Genomic DNA, 14,265 nt, shown 5'->3' with positions numbered 1-14,265 from the left:
CCCCCGGCTGTGGCGGGGGCGGTCGCGGCCGTGGGTCACGGCGTGCAGCGGCGGGATGAAAATCAACGCTCGGTAAATGAATCGTAATGCAGAGTAAAGGTCAATCATGGAGTTTTGTGGCAAATGGGGCATCTAATCACCCGCAAGGATGAAGCACTCTTTTTGTCGGCTTGTCGTACTAATTCCTTCTCGGCCTCGTGCGACCTTGACGACGCCGCCGGCTCGTTCCGGCGCGTCATCAAAGAACGCCCTCGTCGGCGTTGGCCGAGAGAAGGAAGAAGGTGGGCGCCGGATGGCCGCCACCCAGAGGATCGCCGCCGGCGCAGTGGTCGCCGCGGCTGTCGCCGCATCGCTCGCCGGTTGCGCGACGGGAACCGATGGTTCCCATGCTTCCAAGCCAGGGGTGCCGGGCCCGCAGCAGGCGAAGCCCGCCCCGGCGCCCAAGAGCGCGGTCCGCCTGATCGGCGACGGCTCCACCGCCTACACCGGGGCACAGCCCCACCTGCCGCGGCCGGAGCGTCTGAAGCCGGGCGAGAAGCCGCCGCAGTTCGTGGTCTTCTCCTGGGACGGCGCGGGCGAGGACAGTCAGCGGCTGTTCTCCCACTTCCGCAAGGTGTCCAAGGCCAACCACGCGACGATGACGTACTTCCTCAGCGGCGTGTACATGCTGCCGGAGGAGAAGGCCGACCTGTACAAGCCGCCGCAGCACTCGCCGGGCCGCTCCGACATCGGATTCAACGACGAACAGGGCATCGCCGACACCGTGAAGCAGCTGCGCCTGGCGTGGCTGGAGGGCAACGAGATCGGCACCCACTTCAACGGCCACTTCTGCGGGAAGAACGGCGGCGTCGGTGAGTGGTCGGTCGAGGAGTGGAAGGACGAGATCGCCCAGGCCAAGCAGTTCGTGAAGACCTGGAAGACCAACACCGGCATGAAGAACGCGGCTTCGCTGCCCTTCGACTACGACAAGGAACTCGTCGGCGCCCGTACCCCCTGTCTGGAAGGCCAGAGGAACTTCATGAGGGCCGCCCGCGAGCTGGGCTTCCGCTACGACACCAGCGGCGTCGACAACCAGGTCTGGCCGGGTAAGAAGGAGGGCCTGTGGGACCTGTCGATGCAACTCGTGCCCTTCCCCGGCCACACCTATGAGCAGCTCACCATGGACTACAACTTCATGGTCAACCAGTCCGGCACCGCCACCCAGGGCGACCCCGACAAGTACGGGTTCTGGGGCGACCAGATGCGGGACGGCCTGCTCAAGGGCTTCGACCGGGCCTATGACGGCAACCGTGCCCCGCTGATCATCGGCAACCACTTCGAGTCCTGGAACGGCGGCACGTACATGCGCGCCATCGAGGAGGTCGTCGAGAAGGTCTGCAACAAACCGGACGTGCGCTGCGTTTCCTTCCGCCAGCTGGCCGACTGGCTGGACGCCCAGGACCCGCAGACCCTGGCCAGGCTGCGCACGCTGGAGGTCGGCGAGGCCCCGAAGGAGGGCTGGGCGTCCTTCCTGCCCGGCGGCCCCGCCCCGGCCCCGAAGGGCGCGCCGGGGGCGCCGGCGGTCAGGCGGTAGCCGTCACGCAGCCGTCACACGGAGGTCGTGACGCCTTCGGTGAGGACGAATCCGGGGTCGACCTGCGCCGCCAGGTCGGCCCCGGTGCGTTCGTTGCCCCAGGACTCGGCGTTCTTCAGATGGAAGTGCACCATCTGCCGCGTGTAGCGCTCCCAGTCGCGCCGCTCGTAGGACGAGTCGACGGTCGTCCGCAACAGGCGCAGGGCGTGGCGGTTGGAGTCCTCCAGGAGCTCGAACCGGGGCGGCCGGCCCTTCTCCATGGCGCGTACCCAGTCGGAGTGCCCGACCGTCACGAGCAGGTCGGCCCCGACCTCGGCGCGGAGGAAGTCGATGTCGTCCTGGCCCTGCACCTTGTTGCCGACGACCCTCAGCTCGACGCCGAAGTCGCGGGCGTACTCCTTGTACTGGCGATAGACGGAGACCCCCTTCCGGGTCGGCTCGGCGACGAGGAACGTGACGTCGAAGCGGGTGAACATGCCGGAGGCGAAGGAGTCCGAGCCCGCCGTCATGTCGACCACGACGTACTCGTCACGCCCGTCCACCAGGTGATTCAGGCACAGCTCCACCGCCCCCGTCTTGGAGTGGTAGCAGGAGACCCCCAGGTCGGCGTCCGTGAAGGGGCCCGTGACCATCAAACGGACGGCGCCGCCGTCGAGTTCCACCGGCCGGGCCAAGGCGTCGTACACCGGGTTGTTCTCGCGCACCCGCAGCAACCGGGAGCCCTCGCCGGGCGGTGTCGTCTTGATCATCGTCTCGGCGGCGGCGATTCGGGGGTTGGAGCCGCGCAGGTAGTTCTTGATGAGTGACAGCCGGTCGCCCATTGCGGGCAGTGCGGCGGCCGCCGCCTCGTCCAGGCCGAGGGCCGGCCCCAGATGCTGGTTGATGTCCGCGTCTACCGCGATCACGGGGGCGCCGGCGGCGGCGAGGTGGCGGATGAACAGGGAGGACAGGGTGGTCTTGCCGCTGCCGCCCTTCCCGACGAAAGCAATTTTCATGTTCACCAAGGGTAGTGGGGAGATAGCTGTCTGTGTCAGACGGGCGTGAAGAAGACCACTCCTTCGTGGGGCACGCGCCCGGGGTGCGTAATGTCGTACTCATGAGTACGACAGGCGCGTCCGCCGATCCGCTTGCGGCCCTGGGCTCGTTGCCCGGTGTGGCCGAGTCCGTGGAGTCCGTGCGCAAGGCCGTGGACCGGGTCTACGGGCACCGGGTCATGCGCCGCCGCAGCACCGAGATCACCTCCGAGGCGGCCCTGCGCGGCGCCCGCGGCTCGGCGGCGCTCTCCGGGGCGGACTGGGCGCTGGAAGAGGTGCGCCGGCGCACCGACTTCGGCGTCGACGACGAGGCGCGGGTCATGGGCGCCGCTTTGCGGCTGACCGCCGAGGCGGGCCAGCTGCTGTCCATCTGGAGACAGTCGCCGCTGCGGGTGCTGGCGCGGCTGCACCTGGTGGCCGCGGCGAGCAACGATGACGAGGTCGGACGTCCGCGGCAGTCCGGCGAGGCGGTCGACGAGCCGCTGATCGAGCTTTCGCTGCCCAGCGCCGCCGAACTGGCCGGACGCCTGGAAGGGCTGTCCGAGCTGATCATCGCGGGAGGGTCCGCTCCCGCCCTGGTGACGGCCGCCGTCGTCCACGGCGAGCTGCTGGCCCTGCGCCCCTTCACGTCCCACAACGGCCTGGTCGCGCGGGCCGCCGAGCGCATCGTGCTCATCGGCAGCGGCCTCGACCCCAAGTCGGTCTGCCCGGCCGAGGTGGGGCACGCCGAGCTGGGGCGGGCGGCCTATCTGGCCGCACTCGGCGGTTATGTCTCCGGTACCCCGGACGGCATGGCGGCCTGGATCACGCACTGCGGGAGGGCGGTCGAGCTGGGTGCCCGCGAGTCGACGGCGGTCTGCGAGGCACTGCAACGCGGGGCGGCATAAGACTCCACGCGCGCGTGGAGCACCGTCACGGAAAATCCACCGCAAAGCCATGAGAAAGGCCCCCGCGCGGGGGCCTCACAAAGGGTTGCGGCGGTACGAGTCCTCGTACCGCCGCTGGCATGCTCACCCGGTTACCAAGCGTCCTCGATATGTTGCCCATCAGGCCGGGAACTTCGCCCGTGACCTGGTGCGGCTGGCCCGTAATCGACGGGTCGACGTCGCGTGGGTGCCCAGTGGTCATGCGCGGTCCGTGGGGCCAAATGCGTTATTAAGGTGATCCTCTCGGATGTCCTTGGTCTCGCGGGCCGTTAACTCCTTTGTACTCCAGGACCCGGACAAGCGGAAGTGGTGGCACCAGTTCTTTGCTTTTGCGTCCAAACGGGTTTTAAACGGGCAGCGTTGCCGCTCGACGCCGGCTGGCGTACCAGACGAGACCCGCGGTGGCCGCCGCGCCTATGGCCGCGGCCGCGACGAGCGCCCGGCGGGGCGGTACGGAGAACCTGGGGATGCGCTGCTTGAGGCGCACCGGCCGGTGGAAGTCGAGAATCGGCCAGCCACGCGCGACGGCCTCGCGGCGCAGGGCCCGGTCCGGGTTCACCGCGTGCGGGTGCCCCACGGCCTGCAGCATGGGCAGGTCCGTCGCCGAGTCGCTGTACGCGTAGCAGCGCGAGAGGTCGTATCCCTCGGACTCCGCCAGCTCCTTGACGGCCTCCGCCTTCGTCGGCCCGTAGGCGTAGTACTCCACCTCGCCGGTGAAACAGCCGTCCTCGCCCACGACCATCCGGGTGGCGACCACGCGGTCCGCGCCGAGCAGTTCGCCGATCGGCTCGACCACCTCGGCGCCGGACGTGGACACGATGACGACGTCACGGCCGGCGGTGTGGTGCTCCTCGATCAGGGAGGCCGCCTCGTCGTAGATGAGCGGGTCGATCAGGTCGTGAAGGGTCTCGGCGACGATCTCCTTCACCTGCTGGACGTTCCAGCCGCGCACGAGGGCGGACAGGTACTCGCGGGTCCGCTCCATCTGGTCATGGTCCATACCGCCCACGAGGAAGACGAACTGGGCGTATGCGGTCCGCAAGGCGGCCCTGCGGTTGATCAGGCCGCCTTGGTAGAACGACTTGCTGAAGGTGAGCGTGCTCGACTTCGCAATGACCGTCTTGTCCAGGTCAAAGAAGGCGGCTGTGCGAGGCAAGGAGTGGTTTTCCACAAGCAAGAGCATAGGGGCAGCCCATTCGGCGTAAGGTGGGCGCGTGGGTTTGCCTGAGAGGGCTCTCGGGTACACCATGGAAGTCACGGATCGTTCGCGACCGTGCTAACCCGGTCCGGCTCCTCCCCCCCCGAGTCGGCCGTGGAGACGACCCCCGCTCTCCCCCCCGGCGGGGGTCGTCGCATGTCCGGGTGGGTTTTCTCCTTCTGTACGCGGCCGTGGCGCCGCACCGAGGCGGCTCCGGTCGCCTCTTTCGCATGCCCACCTCTCCTCACTGTGCGTAGTCGTCGGGCTGCTCTGTGGGAGTTGTACACAGGCTGATGCAGGGCTCACCGGTGTGGGTGATGGCGATATTCACAACAGCCCACTCATCCACAGTTTTCCACCAAGATCCACACGATTTCCGGGTCCGCTGCACCGTGATTCCGACACGTCCGCTTGTGCCGACTTCACATGACCGGTTCCGTTTGCCGGACGTGTGCGGTCGGTTTCTGCCGGCCGTTCATATGGAGACCGGATGCGGTTCTTCACACGTTTGGGAATCGCGGGGCCGCAGGGACTGCGCGACCCGCAGCGAAGGGGGATGGAAATCGTGACCGGAGCCGTCACACACGACCCGCCGCCCACCGCCGGAGGCAGGCCGGGCAAGCCACTGATCGTCACGGAGGACGCGGAACTCCTCGACGACCTGCTGCGCCTGTGCGCCGCGGCCGGTGCCACACCCGAGGTGCACCACTCGGTTCCGCACCAGCGGGGCGGCTGGGAGTCCGCGCCGCTCATCCTCGTCGGCGACGACGCGGCACGCCGGGTGCGCGGGGCCGCCCGCAGACGAGGAGTGGTCCTCGTCGGACGCGACCAGGACGACTCCGGGGTGTGGCAGCGCGCTGTGGAGATCGGCGCCGACCACGTCCTGATGCTCCCCGACGGCGAACAATGGCTGGTCGACCGCATCGCCGACGTCGCCGAAGGAGTCGGCAGGCCCGCGCTCACCGTCGGTGTCATCGGCGGCCGCGGCGGCGCCGGAGCGTCCACGCTCGCGTGCGCCCTCGCCGTCACCTCCGCGCGCGAGGGGCTGCGCAGCCTCCTGGTGGACGCCGATCCGCTGGGCGGCGGACTCGACGTACTCCTCGGCGGCGAAAGCGCCGAAGGCCTGCGCTGGCCCGCGTTCGCCGCCTCGCGCGGCCGGGTCGGCGGCGGCGCCCTGGAGGAGTCCCTGCCGAGCCTGCACTCGCTGCGGGTGCTGAGCTGGGACCGGGGCGACTGCGTCGCCATCGCGCCCCAGGCCGTGCGCGCGGTGCTCGCGGCGGCCCGGCGCCGGGGCGGCACCGTCGTCGTCGACCTGCCACGCCGCATCGACGACGCAGTCGCCGAGGTCCTGGCCCAACTCGACCTCGGGCTCCTGGTGGTCCCCGCCGAACTGCGCGCCGTCGCGGCGGGCGGACGCGTGGCCTCCGCCGTCGGCATGGTCCTGCGCGACCTGCGGGTGGCGGTGCGCGGCCCCTACGCGCCCGGCCTCGACGACAGTGAGGTGGCCCGGCTGCTCGGACTGCCACTGGCCGGTGAGGTGCCCGTCGAGTCGGCACTGCTGCGCCCGGACGGCGGCAAAGCACCGCCGGGCGCGAGCGCACGCGGGCCCCTCGCTCGCTTCTGCAAGGAGTTCTGGGAGCGCGCGCTGACCGAGGCGGGCGGCTCATGAACACCCCGCTCGGGCTCGAACGCATCCGGGCCTCCGGGACCCTGCTCGACGGCGTACGGCAGTGGCTAGCCGAGAGCGGGGCAGAGCCGACACCCGCGCGCGTGGCCCAGGCGCTGCGCGAACAGGGGCGGGTCCTCGGCGATGCGGAAGTCCTCGGAGCCGCCGAGCAACTGCGCTCCGAACTGATCGGCAGTGGGCCCCTCGAGCCGCTGCTCACCGACCCCCGGGTGACCGACGTGCTGGTGTCGGCCCCGGATCGGGTTTGGGTCGACCGGGGCGGCGGCCTGGAACTGACTGGCGTCTCCTTCCCCGACGCCGCGGCCGTACGACGCCTCGCACAGCGCCTGGCCGCCGTGGCCGGACGGCGCCTGGACGACGCCCGGCCCTGGGCCGACGCCAGGCTGCCCGACGGGACACGACTGCACGCCGTGCTGCCGCCGGTCGCCGTCGGCTGCACCTGCCTGTCACTGCGCGTCGTACGGCCGCGCGCGTTCACGCTCGGCGAACTGGTGGCCGCGGGCACCGTGCCGCCGGGCGGCGACCGGGTGTTGCGGGCCCTGGTGCGGGCCCGGCTGTCCTTCCTGGTCAGCGGCGGCACCGGCAGCGGCAAGACAACCCTGCTGAGCGCGCTGCTCGGCCTGGTCGGGCCGGGGGAGCGGATCGTGCTCGCGGAGGACTCGGCGGAGCTGCGCCCGGATCATCCGCACGTCGTCCGCCTGGAGACCAGACCCGCCAACCAGGAGGGAGCGGGGCTCGTCACGCTCGAGGACCTGGTGCGGCAGGCCCTGCGGATGCGGCCCGATCGGCTCGTCGTGGGCGAGGTGCGCGGCCCGGAGGTCGTCCACCTGCTGGCCGCGCTCAACACGGGCCATGAGGGCGGCTGCGGCACGGTCCACGCCAACGCCGCCGCGGACGTTCCCGCCCGGCTGGAGGCGCTCGGCACGGCGGCCGGGCTCGACCGGGCCGCGTTGCACAGCCAGTTGGCGGCCGCCCTGTCGGTGGTCCTGCACCTCGTACGCGACCCGGCCGGGCGGCGACGGATCGCCGAGGTGCACGTGTTGGAACGGGACCCGTCAGGGCTGGTGCGGACCGTGCCGGCCCTGCGGTGGCGGGCGGACGCCTTCGCCCGCGAACGGGGCTGGGAGCGGCTGCGGGAGCTGCTGAGCGACGAGAACGACGAAGGCACGGGTGAGTGGGATGAGTGAGGTGCCGATGGCCGCGGCGGTGGCCTGTGCCGGGGCGGCGGCCTGGCTGCTGGGCGGACCCTACTCGGGGGCCAGGCGGGCGCAGCTGCTGCTGGCCGGAGGCGGGGTGGTCGGCAGCGGTCCCCCGTCGTGGCGGTGCCTGACCGGCGAACTGCACAGGCTCCGGGGACGGTGGCGGCCCGAGTGGTGGGCGCCCGCGGCCGGACTGGTCCTGGCGCTGCTGGGCGGCTCGGTGCTGCCGGTCCTCGCGGGGGCGGCCGGGGTCCCGCTGCTGCGCCGGGCGCGGCGGGCCGCCCAGGAACGGCGGGCGGGAGAGAGCCGAGGAGACGCGGTGATCGCGCTGTGTGCGGCACTGGCCGGGGAGGTGCTCGCCGGCCGGCAGCCCGGGGAGGCGTTGCAGCGGGCCGCGCGGGACTCCGGAGGGCTGGGCGCGGCGCAGGCGCCGGTGATGGCGGCGGCGCGGTACGGCGGGGACGTACCCAAGGCTCTCGCCGTCGCTGCCCGGCAACCGGGGGCCGACGGGCTGTTGGGGCTCGCCGCCTGCTGGCGGGTGGCCGTGGACCAGGGCGCGGGCCTGGCGGCCGGGCTCGACCGTCTCGAAGAGGCGTTGCGTGCGGAACGCGACCAACGGGCCGATCTGCGCGCTCAGTTGGCGGGCCCGCGGGCCACGGTGGTGATGCTCGCCGGCTTGCCGGTCCTGGGCCTCCTGCTGGGGGCCGCGCTCGGCGCCGACCCGCTGCGCGTCCTGCTGCACACGGGAGCGGGGCTGGGCTGCCTGCTCGTCGGCGGTGTGCTGGAAGGCGCGGGGATGTGGTGGGCGCTGCGGATCGTGCGCACCGCGGAGGCGACATGACGGGGCGGGCGGACGGCGTGGACGGCGTGGACGGCGTGGACGGCGGCGATGACGGATGGGTGACATGGACGGAGGTGGCATGAGTGCGGAAGTTGTCCACAGGCTGGGGGCGGCCGTGGGGATCGCGACGGTCCTCTGGTGGCTGGGGCGGTGGCTGGAGACCGTGCGACGCGAACGCAGGGCACGGCGGCGCCTGGCCGAGCTGCTGGCCACGGAGACGGCGGCGGACGTCCGGAGCTCGCCCGTACGGGAGGCCGTACGGCGATGGCTTCCCGAGGTGTCGGTGGTGGGCGCCGGATGGGTGGTGGTCGGCGGTGTTGCCGGTCTCCTGCTAGGGCTGATCGGCGCGGTGGGTCTCGGCCGCTGGCGTCGCCGGCAACAGGCGGCGGGTGCGGTGAGCGAGGCCGAAGCCCGGCTAGCCGCGCGGCAACTCCCGCTCGCCGCCGACCTGCTGGCCGCATGCATCGCGGCCGGCGCCGGTCCGGTCATCGCGGCGCAGGCCGTGGGCGAGGCCCTGGGCGGCCCCGTAGGGGAGGGACTGGCGAAGGGTGCCGCAGAGGTACGGCTGGGCGGTGAACCGGGCACGGCGTGGCGGCGACTGGCCTCGCTGCCGGGCGCGGCGGCCCTGGCCCGGTTGCTGGAGCGGGCCGATGTGTCGGGGCTGCCGGCGGCCGGACCCGCCGCGCGGCTCGCCGCCGACACCCGCGCCGAGTGGGCGCGTGCCGCGACGGCGCGGGCGCGGCGGGCGGCCGTCATGGTCACCGCGCCGGTGGGCCTGTGCTTTCTGCCCGCCTTCATCACGATCGGCGTGCTGCCCATCGTGATCGGGCTCGCGGGCGGGGTTCTGGAAGGGGGTGGGCGATGACGGCGCGATACCTGCGAACGCGGAAACGGGAGTGACGCGAGAACAGCAGTGACGCCAGAACAGCAGTAACGCGGGAACAGCAGTGGCGCGAGACGACAGATCAAGGCAACAGATCAATGCAACGGATCAACACGACAAACCAACACGACAGATCAACACGACAAACCAACACCGCAGATCAACACGACTGAGCCTCACGGGGGTTGAGATGTACAAGGCAATGCGGGCGCGGCTGTGCGCCCTGGTGTGCAGGGCGCGTGCGACGCGCAAGGACGCGGGGATGGTGACGTCCGAGTACGCGATGGGGATCGTGGCGGCCGTGGGATTCGCGGTGCTCCTCTACCAGGTGGTGACGAGCGACGCGGTCGACGCCCAGCTTCAGGACATCGTGAAACGGGCGCTCAGTGCGGGCGCGTGAGCCTCGACGGGAGCCCCGGTGCGCGGGCCGACGGGCGTTCGGCGGGGACCGGGGGTTCGTGACGGCGGAGTCGGCCGTCGCGCTGCCGGTGCTGGCGGCGTTCGCGCTGGCGCTGGTGTGGGGGCTGCTCGCGATGGCCGTTCAGATCCAGTGCGTGGACGCGGCCAGGACCGGCGCTCGGGCGGCGGCCCGGCAGGACCCCGCCGACGCGGTCCTGAAGGTGACCCGTGAGACGGCGCCGCGCGGGGCTCAGGTGACGGTCGGCCGGGAGGGCGACCAGGTCCGTGTGGTGGTCGTGGCGAAGCCGCCGGTGCTGCGAGGGATGCTGCCCTTCGAGGTGCGGGAAGAGGCCGTGGCGGCGGCGGAGGAGGCCGTGGGAGCGGCGCCGGGCGCGGAGACGGGGTCATGAAGGGCCGTGGGCGTGGCGGGCGCCGTGGGCGTGGGGATCGTGGCTCCGCCAGCGTGTGGAGCGTCGGTGCGATCGCCGTGCTGTGCGTGGTGTTCGGGGCCGTGCTCGCCCTCGGTCAGGCCGTGGTGGCCCGGCACCGGGCCGCGGGCGGCGCCGACCTCGCGGCGCTCGCGGCAGCCGACCACTGGCCGGACGGCGTCGAGCAGGCCTGTGCCCGGGCGGACCGGGTGGCCCGTGCCCAGGGCGCGCGGCTGGTGCGGTGTGCCGTCGTCGGCGAGATCTCGGACGTGACGGCGGCGTCGGGACGGGGACTCTTCGCGGCCGAGGTCAGGGCGCGGGCGGGCCCGGCGGACGCGGTGCCGTCGGCGCCGCAGGGCTCGTCCCCTGTGCCCCCTACGGCTCCCGGGTCCCCCGTGTCCCTTCCGCCTCATGTTCCCCCGTCTCGGCCTTCTCCTCGGGAGCCTCCCGCAGCAGTTCCGTGAGCAGGCGTACGGCTCCCTTCTTGTGCAGCGGGTCGTTGCCGTTGCCGCACTTGGGGGACTGGATGCAGGACGGGCAGCCGGCGTCGCACTCGCAGGAGGCGATGGCCTGACGGGTGGCGGTCAGCCAGGCGCGGGCGGTGTGGAAGGCGCGCTCCGCGAAGCCCGCGCCGCCGGGATGGCCGTCGTAGACGAAGACCGTCGGCAGCAGCGTGTCGGGGTGCAGCGGGACCGACACGCCGCCGATGTCCCAGCGGTCGCAGGTCGCGAACAGGGGCAGCATGCCGATCGAGGCGTGTTCGGCGGCGTGCAGGGCCCCGCCGAGGATCTCGGGGTTGATCCGGGCGGCGTCCAACTGGTCCTCGGTGACCGTCCACCACACCGCGCGGGTGCGCAACGTACGAGGAGGGAGGTCGAGCTTCGACTCGCCCAGGACTTCACCGGTGATGACACGTCGACGCAGGAAGGAGACGACCTGGTTGGTGACTTCGACCGAGCCGTAGCACAACCGACCCTGGCCCCAGGGGATTTCGAGGTCCGTCTCCAGGACGGAGATCGACGTCGTGTCGCGGGCGACCGTCGAGTACGACGGGTTGGCCTCCTCGACCAGGGCGACGGAGTCCTCCAGGTCCAGGGAACGCACGAGATACGTGCGGCCCTGGTGGAGGTGGACCGCGCCCTCGTGGACAGTCGTGTGGGAGGCGCCCGCGTCGACCGTGCCGAGCAGTCGGCCCGTACCGGACTCGACGACCTGGACCGGCCGGCCGCCCTCGCCGCGGATGTCGGCGAGGTCGGCCGCCCGTTCCCGGCGCGTCCAGTGCCAGGCCCTGGTGCGGCGGCGCAGCAGCTTCGCGGCCTCCAGCTGCGGAAGCAGCGCCTCGGTCTCGGGACCGAACAGGGGCAGGTCCTCGTCGGTCAGCGGGAGTTCAGCGGCCGCCGCACACAGGTGCGGGGCCAGGACGTAAGGGTTGTCGGGGTCGAGAACCGTCGACTCCACGGGGCGGTCGAACAGCGCCTCCGGGTGGTGGACCAGGAAGGTGTCCAGGGGGTCGTCCCGGGCGATCAGCACCGCCAGCGCACCCTGCCCGGAGCGGCCGGCCCGGCCCGCCTGCTGCCACAGGGACGCGCGGGTGCCCGGGTAGCCGGCGATGAGGACGGCGTCCAGACCGGAGACGTCGATGCCGAGTTCCAGGGCGGTTGTGGCGGCCAGGCCGAGGAGCTCGCCCGAGTGCAGGGCCTGTTCCAGGGCGCGCCGCTCCTCGGGGAGGTAGCCGCCGCGGTACGCCGCGACACGCCGGGCCAGTGAGCGGTCGACCTCGGCGAGGCGCTCCTGGGCGATCACCGAGATCAGCTCGGCGCCGCGCCGGGAGCGGACGAAGGCGACGGTGCGCACGCCCTGGACGGCGAGGTCGGTCAGGAGGTCGGCGGTCTCGGCGGTGGCGGTACGCCGGACGGGGGCGCCCTTCTCGCCCAGCATCTCGGTGAGTGGAGGCTCCCAGAGGGCGAACACCAGTTCACCACGGGGTGAGGCGTCGTCGGCGACCTCGACCACCGGGAGACCCGTGAGGCGGCCGGCGGCCACCGCGGGCTCGGCGGCCGTCGCGGAGGCCAGCAGGAAGACCGGGGAGGCGCCGTAGCGGGTGCACAGGCGGCGCAGCCGGCGCAGCACCTGGGCGACGTGCGAGCCGAACACACCGCGGTAGGTGTGGCACTCGTCGATGACTACGTACTTCAGCGATTTCAGGAAGGAGGACCAGCGGGGGTGGGACGGCAGGATGCCGCGGTGCAGCATGTCCGGATTGGTCAGGACGTAGTTGGCGTACTGGCGGATCCACTCCCGTTCCTCGAACGGAGTGTCGCCGTCGTACACGGCCGGCCGTACGGCGTTGCCGAGAGGTTGTGAAAGTTCCTTCACAGAGCGGCACTGATCGGCCGCCAAGGCCTTCGTGGGGGCCAGGTAGAGCGTGGTGGCCCCGCGGCCGTTCGGGGCCTCGGAGCCGTCCAGGAGGGCCGAGAGGACCGGTACGAGGTAGGCCAGGGACTTGCCGGAGGCGGTGCCCGTGGCGACGACCACCGAGTCGCCGTCCAGGGCGTGCTCGGCGGCGCGGGCCTGGTGGGCCCAGGGGTGTTCGATGCCGCAGGCCTGCACGGCCGCGATGACCTCCGAACGAATCCGGTCGGGCCAGACGGCATGGCGGCCCGCGCGCGGGGGCAAGTGCTCCGTATGAGTGATGCGCGACGCCCGGTTCGGCCCCGGGGCGAGCCGGTCCAGGATCGCGCCCGGAGACAGGCGCGGCGCGGCCTCGGGCGAGGTTCGATCGGATCGGTGATTCTTGGCCATCGGCACCGAGTGTGTCACTGGCGTGACGGACAATGGAGCCAAGGCGTCGTGCACGCCTGCCGGTAAGTGATTGAATGCCATCGCGGCTGGCGTACCGTCCCGGGGGCTCCTGCCCAGGTGTCCCGAGGGGCGACCGCTCGATAGCAAGGTGCTGGAGGATCCGTGGACCTGTCCCTGTCGACCCGTACCGTCGGCGATCGTACGGTCGTCGAGGTCGGTGGCGAAATCGACGTATATACCGCGCCCAAGTTGCGCGAGCAGCTGGTCGAGCTGGTGAACGACGGCAATTTCCACCTCGTCGTCGACATGGAGGGCGTGGACTTCCTCGACTCCACCGGGCTCGGCGTGCTGGTCGGCGGACTGAAGCGGGTGCGTGCCCATGAGGGCTCGCTCCGGCTGGTCTGCAACCAGGAGCGTATTTTGAAGATCTTCCGCATCACCGGTCTGACCAAGGTGTTCCCGATTCACACCTCGGTCGACGAAGCGGTCGCTGCCACCGACTGACCACTCCGTCCCGGGCCGCCGAGCGCGGCCCGGGCACGGCTGGTCGAACAACATGGGGGGTCCGGGCTTCGGTGGTCCGGCCCCCCGACAGCACGCCCGTAGTTCCGAGGGGGACGCATGGCCACCGTTGAACTCCGCTTCAGCGCGCTGCCCGAGCACGTCAGGACCGCCCGACTGGTGGCGGCAGCGGTGGCGCGCAGGGCCGGAGTGGACGAGGCCGTTCTCGACGAGGTGAGGCTCGCCGTCGGCGAGGCCTGCACCCGTGCCGTCGGACTGCACCAGAGCGGCGGCATCACCGCGCCCGTGAAGGTGCTGCTGATCGAGGAGGAGAAGCAGTTCTCCATCGAGGTCGGCGACGAGGCGCCGCGTTCGGCTCCCGGCGACCGGGTGCCCGGCTCCGGCGGGGAGGCCGACGCGGAGACCGAGGAGGACGAGATGGGCCTCGCGGTCATCAGCGGCCTCGTCGACGACGTCGAGGTCACCGCCGGGGAACACGGCGGACTCATCCGCATGACCTGGCCGAGTGCGTCGGCGGCCGCGACGCTGGCCTGACTCCGGCTGACCGAGTCGCGCGCAACACTTCACCCGAAGGGCCCTACCTCGTAGGGCCCTTCGGCATGTGCGGACCTTGAAGACCGCGCTTACAGTGGTTCCGTGAAGTTAATCTTGAAATCTCGGTGAGTGAAGTGCGTGAATCCTGGCGGAGTGAATCTTGACGAGTGAATCTTCGCCACGAATATCGTGAACCAATTCACGAACGACAATGCCTTTAAGGCATTACCGCGCGCGAT

General features: G+C 71.5%; 14 protein-coding genes. 11 read left to right on the top strand and 3 right to left on the bottom strand.

Translation table 11 applies throughout. The annotated features are described in order from the left end of the window. Positions 1-292: 292 nt before the first annotated feature. Positions 293-1,573, top strand: a complete 1,281-nt coding sequence (locus tag ACIBTS_RS15880; protein WP_399319788.1) for a hypothetical protein — start codon at positions 293-295, stop codon at positions 1,571-1,573. Between the two features lie 14 nt (positions 1,574-1,587). On the opposite strand, the gene ACIBTS_RS15875 is transcribed toward ACIBTS_RS15880, so the two are convergent. Then, positions 1,588-2,568 (bottom strand): ATP-binding protein, encoded by a 981-nt coding sequence (locus tag ACIBTS_RS15875; RefSeq protein ID WP_399319787.1) that lies wholly within the window; start codon positions 2,566-2,568, stop codon positions 1,588-1,590. A gap of 101 nt (positions 2,569-2,669) precedes the next feature. Between ACIBTS_RS15875 and ACIBTS_RS15870 the strand changes: the two genes are divergently transcribed. Then, positions 2,670-3,494, top strand: a complete 825-nt coding sequence (locus ACIBTS_RS15870) for an oxidoreductase (RefSeq protein ID WP_399319786.1) — start codon at positions 2,670-2,672, stop codon at positions 3,492-3,494. A gap of 385 nt (positions 3,495-3,879) precedes the next feature. On the opposite strand, the gene ACIBTS_RS15865 is transcribed toward ACIBTS_RS15870, so the two are convergent. Beyond that, positions 3,880-4,716 carry an HAD family hydrolase gene (locus tag ACIBTS_RS15865; RefSeq protein ID WP_399319785.1) on the bottom strand — a complete coding sequence of 279 codons (837 nt, stop codon included), beginning with the start codon at positions 4,714-4,716 and terminating at the stop codon, positions 3,880-3,882. Positions 4,717-5,287: 571 nt separating this feature from the next. Between ACIBTS_RS15865 and ssd the strand changes: the two genes are divergently transcribed. From ssd to ACIBTS_RS15830, 7 genes are all read left to right on the top strand, one after another. Further along, the gene (gene ssd, locus ACIBTS_RS15860) at positions 5,288-6,400 is read left to right on the top strand and encodes a septum site-determining protein Ssd (protein WP_399319784.1); all 1,113 of its coding nucleotides are present in this window, start codon (positions 5,288-5,290) and stop codon (positions 6,398-6,400) included. Beyond that, positions 6,397-7,605: a TadA family conjugal transfer-associated ATPase gene (locus ACIBTS_RS15855; protein WP_399319782.1), complete on the top strand. Its 1,209-nt coding sequence runs from the start codon at positions 6,397-6,399 to the stop codon at positions 7,603-7,605. The genes ssd and ACIBTS_RS15855 overlap by 4 nt, the downstream gene beginning before the upstream one ends. Further along, positions 7,598-8,458 (top strand): type II secretion system F family protein, encoded by an 861-nt coding sequence (locus ACIBTS_RS15850; RefSeq protein WP_399319780.1) that lies wholly within the window; start codon positions 7,598-7,600, stop codon positions 8,456-8,458. The genes ACIBTS_RS15855 and ACIBTS_RS15850 overlap by 8 nt, the downstream gene beginning before the upstream one ends. A gap of 79 nt (positions 8,459-8,537) precedes the next feature. After that, entirely contained in the window at positions 8,538-9,323 is a 786-nt protein-coding gene (locus ACIBTS_RS15845; RefSeq protein WP_399319778.1) for a type II secretion system F family protein, read from the top strand. 208 nt (positions 9,324-9,531) lie between these two features. Next, the gene (locus ACIBTS_RS15840; RefSeq protein WP_319672382.1) at positions 9,532-9,741 is read left to right on the top strand and encodes a DUF4244 domain-containing protein; all 210 of its coding nucleotides are present in this window, start codon (positions 9,532-9,534) and stop codon (positions 9,739-9,741) included. A 58-nt stretch (positions 9,742-9,799) separates the two neighbouring features. After that, positions 9,800-10,150 (top strand): TadE family type IV pilus minor pilin, encoded by a 351-nt coding sequence (locus tag ACIBTS_RS15835; RefSeq protein ID WP_399319776.1) that lies wholly within the window; start codon positions 9,800-9,802, stop codon positions 10,148-10,150. After that, positions 10,147-10,632, top strand: a complete 486-nt coding sequence (locus tag ACIBTS_RS15830) for an Rv3654c family TadE-like protein (protein ID WP_399319775.1) — start codon at positions 10,147-10,149, stop codon at positions 10,630-10,632. Before ACIBTS_RS15835 ends, ACIBTS_RS15830 begins: the two co-directional genes overlap by 4 nt. On the opposite strand, the gene ACIBTS_RS15825 is transcribed toward ACIBTS_RS15830, so the two are convergent. Next, entirely contained in the window at positions 10,544-13,051 is a 2,508-nt protein-coding gene (locus ACIBTS_RS15825; RefSeq protein WP_399319774.1) for a DEAD/DEAH box helicase, read from the bottom strand. The two genes, ACIBTS_RS15830 and ACIBTS_RS15825, sit on opposite strands and share 89 nt — an antisense overlap. An 81-nt stretch (positions 13,052-13,132) precedes the next feature. Here ACIBTS_RS15825 and bldG point away from each other — a divergent pair, with 81 nt between their 5' ends. Together bldG and ACIBTS_RS15815 are read left to right on the top strand one after the other, a co-directional pair. Next, positions 13,133-13,474 (top strand): anti-sigma factor antagonist BldG, encoded by a 342-nt coding sequence (gene bldG / locus ACIBTS_RS15820; protein WP_009189842.1) that lies wholly within the window; start codon positions 13,133-13,135, stop codon positions 13,472-13,474. Between the two features lie 117 nt (positions 13,475-13,591). Then, the gene (locus ACIBTS_RS15815; RefSeq protein ID WP_079660772.1) at positions 13,592-14,026 is read left to right on the top strand and encodes an ATP-binding protein; all 435 of its coding nucleotides are present in this window, start codon (positions 13,592-13,594) and stop codon (positions 14,024-14,026) included. Positions 14,027-14,265 lie beyond the last annotated feature (239 nt).

The organism is Streptomyces sp. NPDC050121 (assembly GCF_044460385.1).
Taxonomy (GTDB): domain Bacteria; phylum Actinomycetota; class Actinomycetes; order Streptomycetales; family Streptomycetaceae; genus Streptomyces; species Streptomyces soliscabiei.
The sequence above is the reverse complement of the archived record's forward strand: the minus strand, read 5'-3'. Positions and strand labels throughout refer to the sequence as shown.

Bases quoted from the DNA above. Each gene is read 5' to 3' on its own strand.
- ACIBTS_RS15840 (WP_319672382.1), top strand. From the start codon at position 9,532: ATGTACAAGGCAATGCGGGCGCGGCTGTGCGCCCTGGTGTGCAGGGCG.
- ACIBTS_RS15855 (WP_399319782.1), top strand. From the start codon at position 6,397: ATGAACACCCCGCTCGGGCTCGAACGCATCCGGGCCTCCGGGACCCTG.
- ssd (WP_399319784.1), top strand. From the start codon at position 5,288: ATGGAAATCGTGACCGGAGCCGTCACACACGACCCGCCGCCCACCGCC.
- ACIBTS_RS15880 (WP_399319788.1), top strand. From the start codon at position 293: ATGGCCGCCACCCAGAGGATCGCCGCCGGCGCAGTGGTCGCCGCGGCT.
- ACIBTS_RS15875 (WP_399319787.1), bottom strand. From the start codon at position 2,568: ATGAAAATTGCTTTCGTCGGGAAGGGCGGCAGCGGCAAGACCACCCTG.
- ACIBTS_RS15870 (WP_399319786.1), top strand. From the start codon at position 2,670: ATGAGTACGACAGGCGCGTCCGCCGATCCGCTTGCGGCCCTGGGCTCG.
- ACIBTS_RS15845 (WP_399319778.1), top strand. From the start codon at position 8,538: ATGAGTGCGGAAGTTGTCCACAGGCTGGGGGCGGCCGTGGGGATCGCG.
- ACIBTS_RS15850 (WP_399319780.1), top strand. From the start codon at position 7,598: ATGAGTGAGGTGCCGATGGCCGCGGCGGTGGCCTGTGCCGGGGCGGCG.
- ACIBTS_RS15815 (WP_079660772.1), top strand. From the start codon at position 13,592: ATGGCCACCGTTGAACTCCGCTTCAGCGCGCTGCCCGAGCACGTCAGG.
- ACIBTS_RS15825 (WP_399319774.1), bottom strand. From the start codon at position 13,051: ATGGCATTCAATCACTTACCGGCAGGCGTGCACGACGCCTTGGCTCCA.
- ACIBTS_RS15865 (WP_399319785.1), bottom strand. From the start codon at position 4,716: ATGCTCTTGCTTGTGGAAAACCACTCCTTGCCTCGCACAGCCGCCTTC.
- ACIBTS_RS15830 (WP_399319775.1), top strand. From the start codon at position 10,147: ATGAAGGGCCGTGGGCGTGGCGGGCGCCGTGGGCGTGGGGATCGTGGC.